This is a genomic window from Verrucomicrobiia bacterium (assembly GCA_035577545.1).
GTDB lineage: Bacteria > Verrucomicrobiota > Verrucomicrobiia > Palsa-1439 > Palsa-1439 > Palsa-1439.
The window spans coordinates 134,600-154,804 of record DATLVI010000022.1; the positions used below are offsets into that span (position 1 = coordinate 134,600).

The 20,205-nt window shown below is 58.0% G+C and carries 15 protein-coding genes; 6 read left to right on the plus strand and 9 right to left on the minus strand.

Annotation, left to right across the window (positions count from 1 at the left end; genetic code table 11):
• Positions 1–61 precede the first annotated feature (61 nt).
• The 7 genes from VNL17_07505 to VNL17_07535 all read right to left on the minus strand — a co-directional run bounded on the left by VNL17_07505 (position 62) and on the right by VNL17_07535 (position 6,536).
• Positions 62–580, minus strand: a complete 519-nt coding sequence (locus VNL17_07505) for a hypothetical protein (GenBank protein ID HXI83922.1) — start codon at positions 578–580, stop codon at positions 62–64.
• A 35-nt stretch (positions 581–615) separates the two neighbouring features.
• Entirely contained in the window at positions 616–1,032 is a 417-nt protein-coding gene (locus tag VNL17_07510; protein HXI83923.1) for a YcfL family protein, read from the minus strand.
• The gene (locus tag VNL17_07515; GenBank protein ID HXI83924.1) at positions 1,032–2,417 is read right to left on the minus strand and encodes a hypothetical protein; all 1,386 of its coding nucleotides are present in this window, start codon (positions 2,415–2,417) and stop codon (positions 1,032–1,034) included. The genes VNL17_07510 and VNL17_07515 overlap by 1 nt, the downstream gene beginning before the upstream one ends.
• 29 nt (positions 2,418–2,446) lie before the next feature.
• Positions 2,447–3,352: a CsgG/HfaB family protein gene (locus VNL17_07520; protein ID HXI83925.1), complete on the minus strand. Its 906-nt coding sequence runs from the start codon at positions 3,350–3,352 to the stop codon at positions 2,447–2,449.
• An 84-nt stretch (positions 3,353–3,436) separates the two neighbouring features.
• A complete protein-coding gene (locus tag VNL17_07525; GenBank protein ID HXI83926.1) occupies positions 3,437–4,609 on the minus strand; it encodes a PEGA domain-containing protein in 1,173 nt (390 codons plus the stop codon).
• Positions 4,610–4,791: 182 nt separating this feature from the next.
• Positions 4,792–5,946 carry a M20 family metallopeptidase gene (locus VNL17_07530; GenBank protein ID HXI83927.1) on the minus strand — a complete coding sequence of 385 codons (1,155 nt, stop codon included), beginning with the start codon at positions 5,944–5,946 and terminating at the stop codon, positions 4,792–4,794.
• Positions 5,943–6,536 (minus strand): HAD family phosphatase, encoded by a 594-nt coding sequence (locus VNL17_07535; protein ID HXI83928.1) that lies wholly within the window; start codon positions 6,534–6,536, stop codon positions 5,943–5,945. The genes VNL17_07530 and VNL17_07535 overlap by 4 nt, the downstream gene beginning before the upstream one ends.
• A gap of 121 nt (positions 6,537–6,657) precedes the next feature.
• Between VNL17_07535 and VNL17_07540 the strand changes: the two genes are divergently transcribed.
• From VNL17_07540 to VNL17_07555, 4 genes are all read left to right on the plus strand, one after another.
• Positions 6,658–8,196 carry an alkaline phosphatase family protein gene (locus VNL17_07540; GenBank protein HXI83929.1) on the plus strand — a complete coding sequence of 513 codons (1,539 nt, stop codon included), beginning with the start codon at positions 6,658–6,660 and terminating at the stop codon, positions 8,194–8,196.
• Between the two features lie 864 nt (positions 8,197–9,060).
• Complete coding sequence (smc, locus tag VNL17_07545; protein ID HXI83930.1) at positions 9,061–12,912, plus strand: chromosome segregation protein SMC; 3,852 nt, start codon at positions 9,061–9,063, stop codon at positions 12,910–12,912.
• A gap of 62 nt (positions 12,913–12,974) precedes the next feature.
• Positions 12,975–13,517 (plus strand): DUF1287 domain-containing protein, encoded by a 543-nt coding sequence (locus VNL17_07550; GenBank protein ID HXI83931.1) that lies wholly within the window; start codon positions 12,975–12,977, stop codon positions 13,515–13,517.
• Between the two features lie 48 nt (positions 13,518–13,565).
• On the plus strand, positions 13,566–14,336 hold the full coding sequence (locus VNL17_07555; GenBank protein ID HXI83932.1) for an inositol monophosphatase family protein: 771 nt from the start codon (positions 13,566–13,568) through the stop codon (positions 14,334–14,336).
• Positions 14,337–14,363: 27 nt separating this feature from the next.
• Here the strand turns inward: VNL17_07555 and VNL17_07560 are convergent, their stop codons facing one another.
• Both VNL17_07560 and VNL17_07565 read right to left on the minus strand, forming a co-directional pair.
• Positions 14,364–14,816, minus strand: a complete 453-nt coding sequence (locus VNL17_07560) for a hypothetical protein (protein ID HXI83933.1) — start codon at positions 14,814–14,816, stop codon at positions 14,364–14,366.
• 121 nt (positions 14,817–14,937) lie between these two features.
• Positions 14,938–16,164: a type IV pilus twitching motility protein PilT gene (locus VNL17_07565; protein HXI83934.1), complete on the minus strand. Its 1,227-nt coding sequence runs from the start codon at positions 16,162–16,164 to the stop codon at positions 14,938–14,940.
• 191 nt (positions 16,165–16,355) lie between these two features.
• On the opposite strand from VNL17_07565, the gene VNL17_07570 reads away from it, so the two are divergent.
• Together VNL17_07570 and VNL17_07575 are read left to right on the plus strand one after the other, a co-directional pair.
• Entirely contained in the window at positions 16,356–18,209 is a 1,854-nt protein-coding gene (locus VNL17_07570; protein HXI83935.1) for a hypothetical protein, read from the plus strand.
• Entirely contained in the window at positions 18,206–20,038 is a 1,833-nt protein-coding gene (locus tag VNL17_07575) for a glycosyltransferase family 39 protein (protein ID HXI83936.1), read from the plus strand. The genes VNL17_07570 and VNL17_07575 overlap by 4 nt, the downstream gene beginning before the upstream one ends.
• Positions 20,039–20,205: the final 167 nt, after the last annotated feature.

Here is a 20,205-nt window from a genome sequence, read left to right on the forward strand (position 1 = left end):
AGGTGTCCATGGCGTACACCATGGACACCGTTTCGAGGCGGTCCCGCAGTAAACAGGCGGACTAGAATCCGGCTCCGGCCCGTTCGGACTGCTTCGTAACTTCTTTCTGCTCTTCCCAAGCCGCTGTGCCCGCTTGATCGGACAGGGACAGCTGGAATGTGTAGGTCGATTGGCGAATGTTTCCCTGGCGGACGCGGTTCTCGATGATTTTGCCGGAGAGCGTGAAATCCGGGTCACTCAAGGCCCCGCCGGTGACATCGGTTGTCGCCTTGCCGCTTTTGTTGAGGGCTACGCGGATATTCTTGGTCAGTAGATCGGTATCCACCTGGCGCGTGGTGTTATTCACGATGCGCCCAACAACCATGACCGCAGGCTTGCGGGTGGATTTGTCAAGAACGCCCGAATTCAACAAGGATTGAATCATCTGGTCTGCCTGGGAGGCAAAATCGTCGGTGTCAATGCCCATGGAGGTGGCTTTGTTGGGTCCTTCCACAACGTGCGGCGAAGTAGCGCAACTGCTAAACGGCAGGGCGGCAAGGGCCGCGATAAAACAATGAACGAGGATTCGTTTTGTGCTCATGATCTGGGCTTCCTTTTGGTTTGTGGTTAACGTGGCTATTTACGGGCAAGCTGAATACGGAAATCCTTCACGGACTCGCTGGGCGCAATGGCCGTGATGTCCACGGTCTGGCCGGGCAGAATCTGGCGATTCATCCATCTCGAACTGGTGCTGCTGACGATCATGCCGTTGGCGTCGAACCACTCGATCAAGTAGGCAAAATTCTGGCTGGATGTGCTCCGGTTCAAGAGTTCCACCTGGATCTTCAAGAGGCCGGTGCTGATCGTGGCTTCATTCACCCCGATGACGCTGACCATGCGGTCGAGGGTCTGGTCCGTAATCACCCGACGATCGGGAACCATCTGGCGATTCCCCACGGGATCCTGCCGTTGAACGGTATTGACGCTGGCGCACGACGAAAGAAATGCGGTGGCGGCCACAGCCACCAAGCTCGACCAAGAAGTGTTTCTCATTATTTCAGTCTCCCTTGCGATACCAACAACGGGGTGCTTTCGTTGGCGGCCTTTACCCAAACCAAATTCACCGTTCCTTCGTTAACCGCCACGCTGGTCTTGTTCCCATTGGGCATCGCGAGTTCGATCTTTCGATCCGCGGGCGTGGAGATGTGGCAAAAATAATATTCCTTGGGCAACGAGCCCCAGCAGCGCAAGTCGGCATGATTGACTGTTCTTAACCAGGTCTCAACAGCGAGACCGGCCACGGCGCCACCAATGCCGCCAAACCCGCCCTTTTTCGCCGCGTTGCCAGCCACCCCGCGCGCAAAATAGGCCGTCAGGGTCGTTGTCATCACCAGGGGCCATTCATCCTTGAACTCGTGGGCCACAACACTGTCCGTGCTCGACAGCAACGCGGCCGTTGCATTCGTGCCGCTGGCGCTCACGGTAAACGGCGTCACGGCCTTGTTCTGGAACCTCAGCTTCGGGAAGGCAACGCTGGCATTCCTCACGCTGCCCATGCCCTGGCCCCCGGCCATATACGCCGGGGTGTTGAGGTGCGTCTCTTCCCGGACCGGTGCTTTGCCGGCTTCAAATATCACATAAGTCATCGGCCCCGGGGATTGGCCGGCCTGTGCGTGGATAACCGCGTCGATATCATCATTGATAAACCGGCTGTCGCCCGACATCGCGCGGACGCGATCAAAGGATTTATGCGACCGTTCGTAATCGGAACTGCCCGAGGCCTGGGTCATGAAGAACAATCCATCCAGGTACACCGTCAGGGGATTGACATAGTCTGCATAGAACTTCATCCCGTCCAGGTCGCCGTACTCCTTCTTCGTCTCGCTCTGGAATTGTTCGTCGCTCTGGACCTTGTCCGTGTCGGCCTGGTTTTGCTGCTTCCCGGCCTTTTCCCGGGCTTTTTCCAAGCGAGCGGCATTCAACTCGACCGCTTCCCGCTGGCGCTCCAGTGCCCGGTTCAATTCCACGCGCGCCTTGTCGTACTGGCCCAATTGGATGTAATTCAGGGCCTTGTAGGTGTTCATCAAAATCTTGTCGGAAGCGTGACCTTCATAGGTCAACGAGGATGGCCCTAGGATGGTGGTCTTGGCCGTATCCGACACCTTGACCTTGGCCTGGTCATCAAAGAAGTTGATGCGATCCTCAGCGAGGTCGAAAGCCTGGTTGCTCTGTTCGTACTTGCCCGCGCACCTCCACGCCGCGCCTTCTTCCAGCTTCAACAGGATCCCGTCCTTGGAATCAGCGATCTTGCCCGCCTTCTTTGCGCATTGTTCGGCAGTCTGCTCGTAGCTGGCTTGATTCTGCGCCCGGCCCGTGATGGTGAGGCTGAGCAGCGTCGTGAAACACAAACCGTAATGGAGGATTTTTCGTGTTCTCATTTTACGATATCGAACCCGCAACACAGTTTTTAGGGCTTGGGCATTCTCAAAATAGCGCCCGTGGCAATTCCGTTGTCCTCACCGACGACCTCAGCCGTGGAGAATTTCGGCTGAACGGCTGTCACCTTGACTTCACCGACCTTGGCTTCTTCTCGTCCAAGGGATTCTTTCGTGTCGGGATCGATCATTTCTTCACCGAGGGCGTAAACTCCCCAAACTTGTCCGGCGGCGATGCCCGTGCCGTCGCCGCGGTTGATCGTGACCTGCTTGTCACGTTTGGCGATGACCTTGGCCGGGAAGATCACGTCCGCCACGCGATTGGCGATCTTCTCCGCCATGGACCGGGCCACTCCCACCAACAACTCATCGCTCAAGGCCGCGTTTTCGTTCCCGCGCTTCAAGCTCAGTAGCCGTTGGTCCTTGCGGATTTGAAAATTCGTCGCCTCCAGCAGCTTTCCCGTGGTCGAATTGTAGATCTTGGCGACTGCCGAAAGACTGAGCACGCGAACCATCGCGCTTTGCCCCGTCTCGCCGACAATCGAGTTCTCGCTGAAATCCTTGAAGCCATCCACGCTGGTGACCAGCAGGTACTTCGCGCCCGCCTCTTTGAATTGTTTCGCCGCCGCCTTGTCGTTGGGGTCCACATTGCCCGAATTGGCGTACTGCTGCTCGGCATGCACTTCCTTGAGATCGCTGCGCGAGATCAACTCAAACTTCCGGCTGGCGTTGATGGCATCAATCAACTGCCCATCCAGCGACTCGATGACCTGTCGCATTTCAACGTCCTTGCCGTCCCGCTTCACGCTCTCGACCAACGACGGCGACGGCTTGACCGTCGAGACCCCCAGCGTGTCCTTGTCCGCCAGTACCGAGGGCACAGCCAAAACGGTCATCCCCAACACTGCCCAGATTAATTTGATCATCGGATTCTTCATGGATCCTCTTCGTGGTTCATTAGCCGTTGACAAATTGGAGGTCATCTCGCAGTTGCCTCAGCGGCCATTCTATTATAATGAATCTCAAAAAATGGTGCGGCGTTTCACGTCGACTTTGACGTCAGATTTCACGTCCACCTTGTACCCGCTCTGGCGGAACATCTGGGCGATCCCCCGAATCTTCTCCGCCTCGGCATCGGTCAATTTCTTGTTGTTCTCCAGGGCCGCCAGGAACGCGGTGTTGTCCTTCCAGCGCTGATACCCGGCCTCGGTCATCTGCAACGCCACCTTGAGTTTCTGGCCGTCGGTGAGGTTAATGGTGCGTTCCCAGGGTTTGAAAGCTTCCCGGCTCAGGCGGATCTTGTGTAATCCGGGCGCGGCCTTGAAGCTGGAGGGCGCCGAACCGATCACCACGCCATCCAGTTCCACTGTCACGTCCAGTGCCTGCACTTCCAGCTTATCCTTGCCGATCGATACATTGTTGCCATCGTCAAGTCGCACATCCGGAATGCTCATCGGCACATTCGCCAGGTCCTGCATCCCGCAAGCGATGCTGAAATCGACTTGATCCTTGGACAATGAAACCACCTTGATGTCCTTCTTCCCAACGCTTGCCGCCACCTGTTCACTGGCGTCATCCAGCAAACCATTGATGAGATCGCTGTCAACCTCCGAGGCGGTCTCCGAGTAGCGGATGGTCTTGCTCGTCTTGATCGTATCGCTGGCCAGCGTGCCGCCGTGCGTCGCATCGAGAATCTTGTAGGTTACGCGAAGATTGTGGATGACATTGACGGTCTTCTCGCCGTAGGCATCCGTGGCCCTCTTGTCGCTCCCGTAGGAGCTGATCGACGCCAAAATCAAATAGTCCACCCCCAACAACTGTCCCAGGCGCAGCACCGAGGAATTGTCGCTCAGCAATTGGTCGGCGTCGGTTGGCTTGCTATCCTTCTTCAAACTGCTTAACGCGTCCGTCGCCACCTCGCGGCTGATGACGGTGAATCCCTTCTCCGTAATGTGGCTGGTAATAAAATCTTCAAACGTCCCGAGCTTGTCATCCAGGCTTTTGTCCGCGCGGTTGGCCACAAAAATGGCCGCCTTGCGCGCATCGCCCGTTTCCGCCATGACTGTGGTCACGAGACAGCCGGCCAGGGACAGTAAACATCCGGCCACGAGAAGGGTGCGGCGGGAATTATTGAATGGTCGCCTCGTTTGTTGGCCGCCATTGAACATCATGATTGACCGGTTCTTCATGCGCATGGACGTCTCCCTTTCCTCAACTAACGAATCGGCTCGTTCCGAGTATCACGGTCAGACGTTCCCCTCAAGAGAAAATTCACCAGCCTGACAGCGTGTGTATAAGGGTGATGCACTCGCGCTTTTCCTCACCATCACCCGCCACCAGAATGCGCATAGACGGGCGGATTTTACAAACTCATTTTTTATCGCCCCAGGTTGCCGCCGTCGGACAAAAGGAACCTCTCCAACACCTGCGCCGCATGGAGAACTTTCCGGCACTCCACGAATTCATCGGCAGTATGGGCCTGGGCGATGTTGTCCGGGCCGAAGGCGACGGCGGGGACGCCGTATTGTGCCAGGATCCCCGCATCACAAAACCAGGGCGCGCCGACGAGCGCACTCTCGGGATGTCCCGTTGCTTCGGCCAGCTTCTGCACAAACGCGTTTTGCGGGTCGGTCCGCAGTGGCGGGCAGTCGCTGAGGATTTCTGTCGTAATTGGAACGTGATGGAACGTCTGGCGCAGAGTCGCAAGAATCTCTTCGTGGTTCTCGCCCGGTACCGTGCGGCGATCGACTTCGATCTCGCAGTAGTCCGGTACGATATTACTTTGCGTGCCGCCGCGGATCGTCCCCACGTTCACTGTGGGCGCACCGAGAACCGGATCGGCGGCTTTTGCCAGCACGTGCGTGTAATCGCCCAGGAGGTACCGGACGACCTCCGCCATTTTCCCGATTGCGTTGACGCCCTTCTCCGGCAGGGAACCATGAGCGCTTCGTCCCCGCGTGACAATCTTGCACCAGAGCGCACCCTTGTGAGTGTACACGATGCGGCCCTCCGTCGGTTCGCCTGCCACCGCAAAATCCACCTTGAACCCTGACTCGGCCAACGCCTTGGCGCCATAATTGCCGCTTTCTTCACCCATCACCGCGCAGAAATACACATCGAGGTCGCCTTCGCGAAATTCTTTCTTCCGAACAGCGTTGGCCAGTGCCGCTAGCATGGCGGCCAGCGGGCCTTTCGCATCGCACGCCCCGCGTCCGTAGAGTTTGCCGTCACGAATCTCGGCGGCAAACGGGTCAATCGTCATCCCCGCCACGCTGACGGTGTCGGTGTGGGGCGCGAAGGCGACGGAACGTTTCGCGCCGCGCGAGGTGAATTTCCCGATGATATTGGGGCGGCCCGGTTCAATTTCACGGAGCTCCACATCGAGCGCGAGTTTACGCAGGACCTCGGCGATATACTCGGCGATCTGCGCTTCGCCCGTATTTTTCTGTGCGGTGCCAGGATCACCGTGGGGACTCACGCTCGGGATCTGCACGAGATCCTGCAGGAGACGTTGGATCTGGTCGTCGTTCACGGTTTGCGATGGGGCGGTTCCACAAGCACCCATTTCATGTTGGCGGCCCGGGCCGCGGCGATGCCGGCGCTCGTGTCCTCGAAGACGAGGCAATGTTGCGGAACGACGCCGAGTTGTCGGGCGGCTTCGAGAAACGGATCGGGCGCGGGTTTGCCGTGACGATAATCTTCCACGGTGACGATGGCCTGGAATTTGCGCAGGATGCCCAGCGCTTCCAGGGTTCGGGTTACGATGTCCCGTGTGCCTCCGGACGCGACAGCCAGCGGTTTCTCACCGTGGAACTGATGCACCAACTCGACCACCGGCTCGATCGGCAGTGTCTGCGGGATCATCTGGACGAACAGGTCATCTTTGTAAGTCGCGGTTTCCCGCACGGGCATCGAACAGCCGTGGCGTTCGTTGAGAATCTCGACAATCCGATCCGTGGGCACCCCGCCAAGTTCGTAGAACAGCGCTTCCGGGAAGGCGCAATTATACTCTTTCAGGGCCGTCAGCCAGGCCTGGTAATGCAGCGGCATCGTGTCGGCCAGGGTGCCGTCACAATCAAAGATGTACGCCTCGAAATCGCCCGGTGGTAACTCAATCTTCATGTCTGTTTACCCAACCACGGAACCTCGCGCTTCCCCCGCTCAAATTCGTCATCATAAAGTAACGTAACACGAACCGCTTTCCCGTTGCAGCCTCGAAAATCGACGCTACAATGCCGCGCTTATGCGCCTTCTTTCCATCATCCTGGCCGCTGTTTTGTCCGCGGCTGTACCCGGATTCGCCGCCGGAAAAGCCGAGCACGTTGTCGTCGTGGTGTGGGACGGTATGCGGCCGGACTTCGTTAACGAGACCAACACCCCGACGTTGTATCAACTCGCGCACGAGGGCGTGTTCTTCCAGAACCACCACGCCGTCTATCTCTGCTCGACCGAGGTCAATGGCACCGCGATCGCGACGGGCTGTTACCCGAACCGTAGCGGCATTCTCGCCAATCGCGAGTATCGCCCCACCATCAATCCGCTGAAGCCCGTTGATGTTCAGGATCTCGCTGCTGTCCGCAAGGGCGACGATGTTACACATAACCATTACCTCCAGGTGCCCACACTTGAGGAAATCCTGCAGCACGCCGGGAGGAGAACGGTCATCGCAGGCGCCAAACCCGTCGTGCTCTTGCATGATCGCCTGGAACAGGGACGGATCTGCGCCGATTGCGTGAACCTGTTCGAACACGCCACTGTCCCCGCCGCCGCTGTGGAAAAACTGGATCTGCCCGCTTTCACGCCCAAGGACATCCCGAATACGCGTCAGGATGAATTCGCGACGCATGCGCTGATCGGCCCGCTGTGGGACAAGGGTGTGCCGGCATTTTCGTTGCTCTGGCTCAGCGAGCCGGACGCCACCCAGCATAACGCGGGTCTTGGCACGGTCAGGGCTTTCAAGGCGCTGAAAGGTTCCGACGACAATCTCGCCCGCGTGCTGCAGGAGTTGACCGCCCGCGGCGTCCGCGACAAGACCGATGTTTTTGTCATCTCCGATCACGGATTTTCGACGACTTCCCGCTCGGTGGACATTGCAGCCTTCCTGAAAAAGGCGGGCTTCAATGCCGTGCGCGAGTTCCTGCAGCCGCCCGTCAACGATGACATCCTCGCAATCGGCAATGGCGGAACGGAATTGTTCTATGTGGTCGGCCATGATTCCAAACTCACTCATAAGATTGTCGAGCTTCTCCAGGCGCAGGATTTCACAGGCGCGATTTTCACGCGCGAGACGATGGCAGGGACGTTCACCCTTGACCAGGTCCGCATCAATACATCGGACGCGCCGGACATCGCCCTCTCGTTCCGATGGACCACTGACAAGAACACCGAAGGGATCGCCGGCTCGGTCATCAGCGACGGCGGCAACGGCCCGGGACGAGGGGTTCATACCAGCCTCAGTCCATTCGACCGGCACAACACTCTCGTCGCCGCCGGCCCCGACTTCCGCAAGGGGCTTGTGAATCAATTGCCGTCCGGCAACATCGACCTCGCTCCAACGGTCCTCCACATCCTGGGAGTCCCATCGCCCGAGCACATGGACGGTCGCGTCCTCTCCGAAGCGCTGGCGTCGGAAACCTCGAAGTCCCCCGACCCGGTCACCCAGACTTTGAATGCAACGGCTGATCTTGGGGCGACAGTCTGGCAGCAATACCTGCGCGTGACCGAATTTGGCGGAACCACCTACCTCGAAGAAGCCAACGGCCATCAGGAACCCAGGAAATAGGTTTCCCTCCGAGGTTGTTCGCCTGTTATTCACAAGCCGAATGTGGCACTGGCCACATGAGACGCGCCCATGTTGTTTTGGGCGCAACCCTCCTCGCCAATTTCCGGAGGCCAAACGCGTAACCAGTTCTTAACGCGCATGTTAACTGGGGGGTTCGTTTCGTAATTTGTGTATTTTTCGCGCCCTCCGCCTCGGCCTTCGTGGCGTCTCGCGAAGTAGGCTCCCCTGAAAAACAACGCCTGTTGTCCGCCATCCTGTCCTCCATAGCTTTAGCGAAGGAGGAAACCGTGGCGGCGGATCACGATCCTGTCAAAGAACCGCACCAATCATATCATTCCCTCACACTATGTCGAGTAGAATTATCGTTTTACGATAAGAAAAGACCTCGCACTTTCCGCGTTCTTTGGGTTTTCATCTTGCCCAAGCGGTTCTAATTGAATACCCTCCGCGTCAAGGAACGGAGATCTTATTATGCAATGTCGAGCCCACCTGATTAGGAGAGCTGTTTTCGTCGCCGTGCTTGGCTTGGCTACGACCGGCTGCGCGTCTTATTACGTCGTTAAGGATTTGAACCGTGACAAGACGTATTACGCGACAGAGATACACAGAGCCAGCGGGACACTGCGATTTGTTGACGCGAAAACCGGGGCCACTGTAACCATAAAAGAATCCGAGGTTCGAGAGATCAGCCAGGCAGAGTTTAACAAAGACTTGGTTCAGAATTAGAGGTTCAGAAGTAAAGAAGTGAGTTTTAGTAACTGCTCCTTCCCCGGCGAATCCGGGCGCGTAAGTACTTGATTTTTAGCTTGCTTTCACAAAGGCTCTCGCTATCTTTCCCGCAAAGAAAGGGGTGGGGACCTCATTATGTATCTGAAGAGCCTTCAGCTCATTGGCTTCAAGTCATTTGCTGAAAAGACTACGCTTGAGTTTTTGCCGGGCGTGACCGCGGTGGTCGGTCCGAACGGCTGTGGAAAATCCAATATCTCCGACGCGATCCGCTGGGTGCTCGGGGAGCAATCAGCCAAGGCGCTGCGCGGCAGCGAAATGGCCGACGTTATCTTCAACGGCACCGACGGCCGCCGGGCCATCAACCTCGCCGAAGTCAGCATGACCTTTGCCGAGGTCGATCCCACGAGCCTCTCGCTACCGGGCGTCAATCTCGACTTCTCCGAAATCACGATCTCGCGCCGCGTCCATCGCGACGGCAATGGCGAGTATTTCATCAACAAAACGCCCTGCCGCCTCCGCGACATCCAGGGCCTGTTTATGGACACGGGCATTGGCCGTTCGAGTTATTCGCTGATGGCGCAGGGACAGATCGACCAGATTCTCAGCGCGCATCCCGAAGATCGCCGCACAATTTTTGAAGAAGCCGCGGGCATTAACAAGTACAAGCACCAGAAGAAAGAAGCCCTCCGCAAGCTCGAGTACACCGAGGCCAACCTCGTCCGCATCACCGACATCATCAAGGAAGTCAAACGCCAGATCATTTCGTTGCAGCGCCAGGCCGGCAAGGCCCGCCGTTACAAGGAACTCTTCGACCAGCTCAAGGGAATCGACACGCGTCTCGCGCGGCACAAATACGATCTGTTGCAGGCCGACATCACGGGCCTCGAATCCCAAATCGCCAATTTCGTTCACCAATCCGAGGCGTTTTCAGGTCAAATCGCCGAGAAGGAACAGCAGATCGCCGATCTCCGACGTTCGCTCGCGGAAATCGAGCGCGCCATCAGCGAAGCCGTCAACCGCGACCACGAACTCAAGAGCGAAGCCGACCGACATCAGCAGCGCACGACGACCAACACCGAGCGGATCACCGAACTCGAACAACTCATCGAGAACAACCATCGCGAGACCGCGGGCGCCGAGGAGAAAATTCGCGTTCAAGAAGAACTCCTCGCGTCACTCAATACCGAGTTCGAGCAGATCGATTCCAGCCTCGCCTCCGAACAGGCCAAATTACAGGCCCAGCAGGACGCTGTGCGGCAACTCGACGCCGACCTTTCTCAGAAGAATACTGCGTTGACCGAAGCCAAGTCTGCGCTCGTCGACCTGGAGAGCGCCATCGCCCATAGCCGCAACGAACTGGCGGGACTCGACCAGAAAAAGAAGTACGATGTCGTCCGCGCCGAGCGTCTCTCGACCGAACGTTTGCAACTAGAAGATCAGCGCCGCGCGCTGGAGCAACGCCTCCAGACCTATAACGATGGCCTTGCCGAACTGCGCAGTAGCGTGAATACGCTGCGTGCCGCGTTGACCGCGAAGCAGTCCGAGTTGAACGAGGTTTCTTCGCAAGCAAGCGTCGCCACGCTGACGCATCAAGTGGGAATCACGGACGCCTCGCAGAAGGGCGCGCGACTCGACGTGCTGCGCCAGTTCTTCGCCGCGCCGGATGGACGGACGACTCTTGGCAACATCCTTGACGTCGAACCCCAATACGGTGCCGCCATTGAAGCCGCGTTGCATCACGCGATTCACACGATCTTGGCCGATGACCTCAGTGCCGCCCGTCAATTGCTCGCGAGCGGACTGCAGAATCCATCCGTCGCCGCGCCGGAATCACCGCGCGTCAGCCTTGATCAATCGACCGGCGACCTGCCGCAAGGCGCGATGGCTTGGGCAACCGCTGTCGCCTGCGTCCGCGATGTGCGCTTTGAGCCACTGGTTCGTTCGCTGCTGCACGGCGTGGTGATAGCAGGCGATCTGGATATCGCACTTTCTCTGCGGCAATATCATCCGCACTTGGCGGTCGCCACGCTTCGAGGAGAGTTGGTGGATGAGCACGGCATCCTGAGCGCTGTCTCCAAGAGCCACATCGCTGAAATCGGCGAGCTGACGCAGGAAGTCGCGCAACTTCAGGCGCGGGTTTCCGGCCAGGAAACTGCCCGGGTTGAACTGGAGCAGAAGGAGGCCGCCCTCGAAACCGAGCTTTCCGTTCTCCGCGCCGATCTCCACGCGAAGGAAATCGCCCTCGCCGCGAAGGAAGGCGAGCTCAACGCGTTGGCGACCGAAGGCCGCGACCTGGAGAGCAAGGTCCACACGGTGGTGTTCGAGTTGCAGTCGATCGAACAGCAGGACACTGAGGAGAAACAGCGCCGTGAGACGATTCTAGTTGCCCTGCGCGGGTCGGAAGCGCGCCAGGGTGAACTGCAACAGCAGATGAACGTCGCCCAGCAAGCGGTTAACGAACTGCTGGTTCGCAAGGAGCAGATGACCCAGCAACTCACCGAGTTGCGTGTCAGTGTCGGCGGCATCGAGCACAAGCGCCGGGCGATCGAGAGCCAGCGCGAGCCCATTGCGGCCCGTGTGCGCGACCTGCACGAGCGCATGGAGATCTGCGCCAGTGAAATCACCAGTTACACGGCAAAGATCGAACAGTTTCGGACGGAGATTGGCGAGTCGGAGCAGAAGATCGCCGAACTCGCCGGTGCCCGCGAGCAATCGCAACAGCACATCAGCGGCCTCCAACACCAGCGCGCTGAAGTGGCCACCGGCATCGAGCAGGCCGAGGAAGAACTGCGCGGCATCCGCAAACAGGCGAACGACGCGCAGTCGCAAAAATCAGGCTTTGAAGTCCAGCTCGCTCAAAAGCGAATGGAGAGCCAGAACCTCAAGGACCGCGTCTGGCAGAAGTATCAAGTGAATGTCGAGGATGTTCGCGCGGACCTGATCAATATCACCGTTGCCGACCAGGGTCCCGCGATCACTGAGCAAGTGGAACTGCCGGTCGATTGGGACGCCATCGAACTCCAGGTCACCGAGCTTCAGTCGAAGCTCGACGCGATGGGCCCGGTAAACGTGGAAGCCATCAACGAGTTTGAGGAATTGGAGCAGCGCCACAATTTCCTTTCCCAACAGCACGAGGACCTCGTCAAGGCGAAGGACCAGCTCCTGCAGGTCATCACCAAGATCAACCTGACCACGAAGCAGCTTTTCCAGGAAACCTTCGAGAAGATCCGCGAGAATTTCCAGATCATGTACACCGAGTTGTTCGGTGGCGGGAAAGCCAACCTGATCCTGCTCGACGAAAACGACCCGCTCGAAAGCGGCATCGAGATCGTGGCAAAACCGCCGGGCAAGCAACTCCAGAGCGTCACCCTGCTCAGCGGCGGCGAGAAGACCCTGACCGCCACCGCGCTGCTATTCGCCATCTATATGGTCAAGCCGTCGCCGTTCTGCGTGCTGGACGAGTTGGACGCGCCGCTCGATGAATCGAACATCAACCGTTTCGTCCGCATCCTGCAACGGTTCATCACGCAGTCGCAGTTCGTCATCATCACGCACAACAAGCGCACCATCGGCATGGCCGATGCGCTCTACGGCATCACGATGGAAGAGCACGGCGTCTCGAAGGTCGTGAGCGTGAAGTTCAGTCCGCGCGAGGAAACCCAGCGCAAACAGTCCGAGAAAGCCCGCGAGCTGCAGGAAGAACGCATCGACGGTGCGGCAACCCTGGCCGCCGACCTGCGCCCGCACGAAGAAGATTTGCACAACGATCTCCTGGAGCGCAAGGAACAGACTGTCGCGTCGATTCCTGATGCCGCGCCCGTCTTCGTGGAAGCGGTCCCTACGTTGGGCCAACCCGCCCCCGACGATCTCAAAGCCGAAGTCCAAGCCGCCATCGCCTCTGCCGTCGAGGCCGGCGAATCGGCGAAGCAAACGGCGGATGCGGCAGGCGATCAGACTTCAGGCACGTCAGCTCCCTCGTCCAGTTAGAGAGTTTCGTATTCGAGGTTCTTAGCCGTTGGGATATGAAGAAGTTCGTCACAGTCGCCCTGATGCTTGGCGCTGCCATCTGCTCCGCCGAGGTCCAACCGGATAAGCTGATTACGGCAGCGAGAAACCAGATTGGAATTACCGTCTCTTACGACTCTTCCTACCGCAAGTTAAAATATCCCGGAGGGGATGTTTCCATGGATACTGGAGTATGTGCTGATGTCATAGTCCGTGCCTTCCGGGAACAGGGGGTTGATCTACAGAAGGAAATCCATGAGGACATGTTGCGGGAGTTCGCTGCGTACCCACGGAAATGGGGTTTGAAGAAACCGGACCAGAATATCGATCACCGCCGAGTGCCGAATCTAATGACCTATTTCCAACGGAAGGGATACGCGCTACCCAATGACCGGGAGGTGGAGCACTACGCCGCGGGCGATGTCGTCGCGTGGGACCTGGGAGGCGGGATCACGCACATAGGATTCGTCTCCGACAAACGCTCTCAGAACGGCGTTCCGCTGGTGATCCACAACATTGGTGGTGGAGTGCAAGAAGAGGGCATTCTGTTCCAGTTTCAAATAATTGGACACTATCGTCTGAAATGACAAGATAATGGTTGGCAAGCAGGCAGTGTCCCCTACAATCTCCCACCTATGTTGGAAACGGCCATCGAAGCAGCGAGTGCCGCCGGGAAACTGCTGCGGAAGAATTTCGGCTCGACACTAAACGTCAACCTCGCCACACAACACGACATCAAGCTGGAACTTGACGAGCAGGCGCAGGCAGTCATCACCCGGGTCATTCTCGCGGATTTTCCCGACCACTGCATTCTCGGCGAAGAAGCGGTGACGGGTAATCCCAACGCGGACGTGCGCTGGGTGGTCGATCCTCTCGACGGGACGGTGAACTATTTCTACGGCATCCCGCATTACGCGGTGTCCATTGCGGCGCAAGAGCGACGGGATGGCGATCATTGGGAGACGGTGGCCGGCGTGGTGCTTGCGCCGGAGATCGATGAGTTGTTCACCAGCGCGAAAGGTCAACCGGCAACCCTGCAAGGCAAACCAATCCAGGTCAGTACCCGAACACTGCCTTCCGAGGCCATCGTGGTCATGGGTTTCTTCAAGAGTATGGAGACAATCGATCAAGGCCTGCAAAGCTTTGGCCAGATCATCCACAAGGTGCGCAAGGTCCGCTTGATGGGCGCGGCGGCGCTCGACGTGGCGTACGTGGCCTGCGGCCGCTTCGACGCGTACTTGGAATACGGCATCAAACTGTGGGACATCGCCGCCGGCCAACTCATCCTTGAAAACGCCGGTGGTCGCGTCGAAAGCAAACCATTACTCGCTCCACACACTTTTGACGTGCGGATGTGGAATGGAAAGTTGCCGCTCGCGGAATTATTCAAACCGGCCCAGCCGTGAGACGCTGGCGTCGTGACGTACGACAGTTTATTTTTTCCCCATCATCCGCGCGAAGAAACCCGGCGGCTTGGCCATCAGCGTCACGGCGCCACGGCACTTCGGGCAGACCGTTGATATTTTGCCGGCAACCTGTTGCGTGAGAAGTTTCGCCTCAGGCACGATCGCCTTACAGTTCGGGTTGTTGCAACGATATTGTACACCCTTGCTGCCTTTTCCCGGTTTGCCAAGGGTCGCGACCGGAGGAGCAAGTACAGGAACGGCTGCTGCCGCTGCGGCCTCGGCGGGCGACTCAGCTCGCAGGCGCGGCAAAGTTCGCACGGCCGGTTTAATCGGCTGAGGAGCTACCGCCAGCGAAGCCTTTGCGGGCGACGGAATGGTCAACGGTGACTGGCAGTCGGGACAATTGATTTCCAATCCGGCTCCCGACTCGTCAACCTTGATGTGACGTTTACAGTGCGGACATTCAAAACGGATATCCATAATTCCAAACTACATTGTAAGAGTCAGTCTGGCAAAGTAAAAGTCCATCCTCCGTGAGCGGATTATTGATGACAGCGGTGTGGCGACACCGAAAACGTCGGTCAACGGACAGGATTATCGGTCAGTTAACCACAAGTTCTTCGACGCGCTGGGCCAAATTCCGGTCGGGAACTCGCGGCGGCGGCGGCAACGACTCGCTGCCATTTCCACCGTTGCCGGCTTCGGCCTGTTCGGCGGCCTGGAGCAACTCCTCTTCCGTCCACGGCGCACCCTTGGGCGAGCGGCAGTTCGGGAGTGTGCCCATGCGCTTGAGGAATTCGTCCTTGGAAATCGCTTTCTGGTAGGCCTCGGAAGGCTCCACGATGCCCCTCGAAACCAGATCCAACAACGAATCATTCAGCGAGCACATACCTTCTTTGCGCCCCATCTGGATGAAGTTCGGGATCTGCTGCAGTTTGCCCTCGCGAATATTGGCGCTGAGAGCGTAGCTGCCCATGAGAATCTCCAGCGCCGCGACGCGTCCGCCGCCCTTCTTCTTGCACAGGGTTTGCGAGACGACGCCTTTCAAGCCTTCCGCCAGGCTGCAACGGATTTGCGGCTGTTCGTCGGCGGGGAATTGGTTGATGAGCCGGTCCACCGTCATGTGCGCGCTGTTGGTGTGCAGCGTGCCGAAAACCAAATGCCCCGTCTCGGCGGTTTCGAGCGCGATGCCCACGGTCTCGACATCGCGCATTTCGCCGACGAGCACGATGTCGGGGTCCTCGCGCAAGGCGGCCCGTAGCGCGCGCTTGAAGCCGTCGGTGTGGGAATGGACCTCGCGCTGGTTGAGAAGGCATTTCTTGTTCGGATGCACGAACTCGATCGGATCTTCAATGGTAATGATGTGGTCGGTGCGTTTTTCGTTGATGAAATCAATCAGCGCCGCCAGCGTCGTCGATTTCCCGCTGCCGGTCGGTCCGGTGACGAGCACGAGGCCTTTTTGGAGGAAACACAATTTCTTGATCGTGTCGGGCAGGCCAAGGTCTTTGAAACTGAGGATCTTTGACGGGATGAGACGGAACACCGCGCCAATGCCGTTGCGGTCGGCGAATGCGTTACAGCGGAAACGAGCCGTCCCGCTCAGTTCGTAGGCGAAATCGGTATCGTGAGTCTGCTCCCATTCGACGCGGTTGCGTTCGGGCATGATCTCATAAATGAGCGTTTTGACAGCGTCAGCCGTGAGAATTTCCTTACCGACAGTGGTCATCGTCCCACCCATGCGGAAGGTGGGAGTATTTCCACTGGAGAGATGGAAATCCGAGGCGTTTTTGGTCACCATGTCACGGAAGTATTGGTCTAGTGCAGGCATAGGACGGAATAAAGCAGGCCCGGTGCCACCTATAAGGAACCCGGGGCGTCACCGAGGTATCAAATGGGCCTGCATGAAACAGCTTGTCAGAAGGTGAGGGGGCGAAACAACGACAGGGATCGCTTGAACTGGATTACGCAACGGCTTACGATGATTGGCTTCGTTTCGTCGCCAACTGACCGCAATGGACGATGACTATAAATCCGCAATTGCCCGGGACTGAACCCAACACCTTCGTCGATCGGTTCTGCCTGAATCAATCCTGGATCTTGTGGGTCCTGATGCTGATTGTCGGCGGAGTGTTTTTATGGGTGCAATCGATTCCGCTGCCCTCATTCCGCGGTCCGCACGGTTATGTCCTCGTCGATCCTGACAGTTATATGCATTGGCATCTGATGCGGCGCGCGTTGGCGGGCGAGGGCGTGCGAATCCGCTGGATGAACGAAGACAACGCACCCTATGGCCGCCTGAATGAATGGACATCGCCGACGACGATTTTTGGGGTGACGTTGACGCGGATGTTTGAAATCTTTGGCGGCGAGCCGCGCGAGCAGGCGTTGCGCGCGGCCAGCCACTGGATGGGACCGGTCATCGGGTTGTTGAACATCCTTGCGTTGGGATTATTCGGCCGGCGCGCCGGAGGCGTGGCTCTGGCCGCCTGTTGGCTGCTGGCCTGGCCCGGTCTGAATTGGGCGCTGTACAAAACCGAATTTGGCGTCGTGGGCCACCGCGGTCTTCATCAATTGTTGTTCATCTGTCTGGTGGGTGGTTGTCTAGCGTGGCGGAGACAACCGCGAGTGGCAGGCGGTGTTTGCCTCGGGCTGATCGGCGCGCTGGGTCTTTGGTCGGGTGCCTCGGAATTGCTGCCCGCCTGCCTGTTGGTCGCTGGTTTGGCAGTCTATGACAATGTTTTCGCAACCAGCGTCGATGAAGCGGTCTTCTCATTCTGGCGCGCCTGGTGGATCTGTGGGTGCCTCGGCACGTGTGTTGCCTGGCTTTTCGAATTCTGGCCGCATCCGTTTCACGGTCACCTGGAGTTCATCTCAGTCTGGCATGTGGCGTTATGGGTCATCGTCGGCGGACTCATGGAAGCCAGTCGCGGATTCCCGTGGGTCCGCTCTCATCGTTTGCTCGCCATTTCGATTGCGGTACTGCTGGCGTTGCTGGCCGCCGGCGCGATGCGCGGGTTTGCCTGGGGAAAACTGCATGTAATGCAGGATCCAAGGTTCGGGCTACAGGCGCTGATGACCGTTGAATTTGCCTCGGTGTTCGAAGCTGGCTGGAGACACGCTCTGGAAGACGCGTGGTGGGGATATGGACTGCTCCCGCTCCTGTTCGTGTATCTGAAGGGTCGATGGTCAAACCTGGAGCGGACGGGGCGCTGGTTGTTGTTGGTCGCGGGGATGATGCTCTTGGTGAGTCTTTACCAGGAACGGTGGCAAGCGTTGTTTGTGATCGCGTTGGTGATGAGCAGCGGCGTCATCATCCGGCTCCGTTGGCCGCAACGACCGCAGTTGTGCGTCCTGGCGATGGTGGTGGCGACCCTGCCCGCGTGGCACAACGTTCTGCGCCAGGAACAAGGCATCAAAGCCATGGGTGGGAACCCGATGCGCGGACTAAACCGCACGACGATCGGACTGGAAGTAGTGTCCGATTGTTTTGGCCGCATGGCTCCCGGGAGCGTGGTATTGGCGCCATGGGACCAGAGTGGTGTGCTTGCCGGGTTGGGAAACGTGCGGGTTATCGGCAGTGGCTATTGGTCGAATCTCGATGGACTCTTTGCTGACTATGAATTGTTCACGACGACCTCCACCGAGCGCTTTCGGGCTTTGGTGGGGGAACGGCAGATCCAATTCCTGCTGGTTCGCCGTCCGAATGAATTGTATGGGGACATTGTGGTTTCGTTCGTAACGTTGTTGGGCCGCATCCCCACCGAGACGGAAGTCGGTCAGACCGTGCTGTGGAAAACAGCCAATGATCCCCACGCCCGGGTTGTCACCTGCCCGGAATTGGGGAGTGGTTGGAAGATCATTCAGTTGCCATGAATCTCGCACAGCTATGGAAGAATGAGGCTGTGCGGCAGCGATTGAATTCAACGACTGTTCATTTGTTGGCTCTGGCCGCCTTGACCGCCTATTGCGTCGCCACCTCCTGGCGGCGGTGGCCGCAGCCATTAACTGACTTTGGAAATGATCTTTACCGTCCTTGGCGCATTGCACACGGTGCCGTGCTCTATCGGGACCTGGATAGCTTTTACGGGCCGCTTTCGCAGTACATTAACGCAACGATCTTCGCCCTTTTTGGTCCGGGCATGATGCATTTGGTATGGGCAAATCTGGTTGTCTTGGGAGTCATTCTGGCGACACTTTATCGGCTTCTGCGCCAGGCGTGGGGAGGGGGCACGGCACTGCTTGCTTCAGCGCTGTTTGTGACGGTGTTTGGTTTCTCACAGTCCAATTACACCTATGTTGCGCCCTACTCGCAAGAGACCACTCATGGAATGCTCGCCTTGCTTCTGCTGCTGGTGGCGCTCGACCGATGGCTGGTGAATCCTAGCCGTCTGTGGAGTTTCTCTGCCGGCGTTCTTTTTGGTCTCACCGCTTTGCTCAAGACCGAATTCATGTTTGCCGGGTTTTTGCTCACCCTGGTGGCGGTTGTGTTGCGCTGGCAGTCTGTTCGTCAATTCGGTAGTGGCTGCCTGGCGGCGTTGGCGACGGGCGCCGTCTTGCCCACGCTGCTGTTCGTTGGATACTTCGCGCGGCATCTTTCCCTGGGAGACTCTTGGGTGGCTGCATGCCATGTTTGGTTGAATGTCACGGCTACGATTGCCTTTGTCCGGGATCCGCTCCAGATTGAATTCCTTGGCTTCGATCAGCCTTGGGCGCATTTGCTGCAACACCTGCAAGCGACCTTGATCGCCACGGTCATCATCGCCTCCGTCATCGCTCTCGCCAAGATCGCCGACCTCCAAGGCAACCGGGTGCGGGGTATTGCAATCGGAGCGGCGACGATGGTGCTGGTTTCAGGGATTGCCTGGTGGGCGGTTAACTGGGTCAACATCGGGCGCTGCCTCCTGGGTCTGGTGCTGCTGTACCTCGCAGGGCAAGTGACAGCTTTCATCTGCAACCCCAGCCGCCACAGTCACCCTGCCATGAATCTTCGAATTCTTTTTGCGGTCCTGGCAGCAGCGCTCATGGCGAGAATGGTGCTCAATGGCCGTATCTATCAATTCGGTTACTATCAGGCGGCGATGGCTGGCACGGTTGTGCCTGCCGTACTCTGGGGCGAGTCTTCATGTTGGGCAAGAGTTCGACGGCAAGGCCGCGCGACCATCCTTTTCGGCTTCCTCGCCCTGCTCTTGCCCGGCGTGGCGATGCTGATGGCCCAATCAAGACATGTGTGGAAGATGAAGACGTACGCGGTCGGCGAGGGTCCTGACCGGTTCTATACGTTTCCTCCGAGAAATGAACCGATTGGAGGGATCGTGCGGACTGTTGTGAAGTCATTGAGCCAGCAGCCGGGCGATCGGACCTTGCTGGTTTTGCCCGAGGGCTTGATGCTTAATTATCTCGCACGCCTGCGCAGTCCCCTGGCCCCACCGATGTACTTCTCCATATACACCGAGCACGGAAGGGAAGCGTTGCTTGTCGACGAGTTACAGCGTCAACCACCCGATTTCGTTGTAATCATCAGTCGTGATCTAACAGAGTATGGGATCAATCGATATGGTGAAGCTCCCGGCCGGGGACAATTGCTGTTGCGCTGGGTCCGCGCGAACTATCGGGTCTTTGAGGCGGTCGGTGGTGATCCGTTGGATGTTCAACAGCGAGGGGCAATCATTCTGCAAAGAGACGGGTCACAACCCGTTAGCTAATCTTGAAATCGCTTCCGTTGCGATTGTTCCTCCGGGTACGCTTTCCCCCGGTCGACGGAATCGCGCTCACCGAGCGCGGCTACGGCGACGTTCGTTCAGGTTGTATTGTGGGGGAAGAGGAACCGCAAAAACATGCGCTAAGACGTTGGACATAAATGTGATAGATA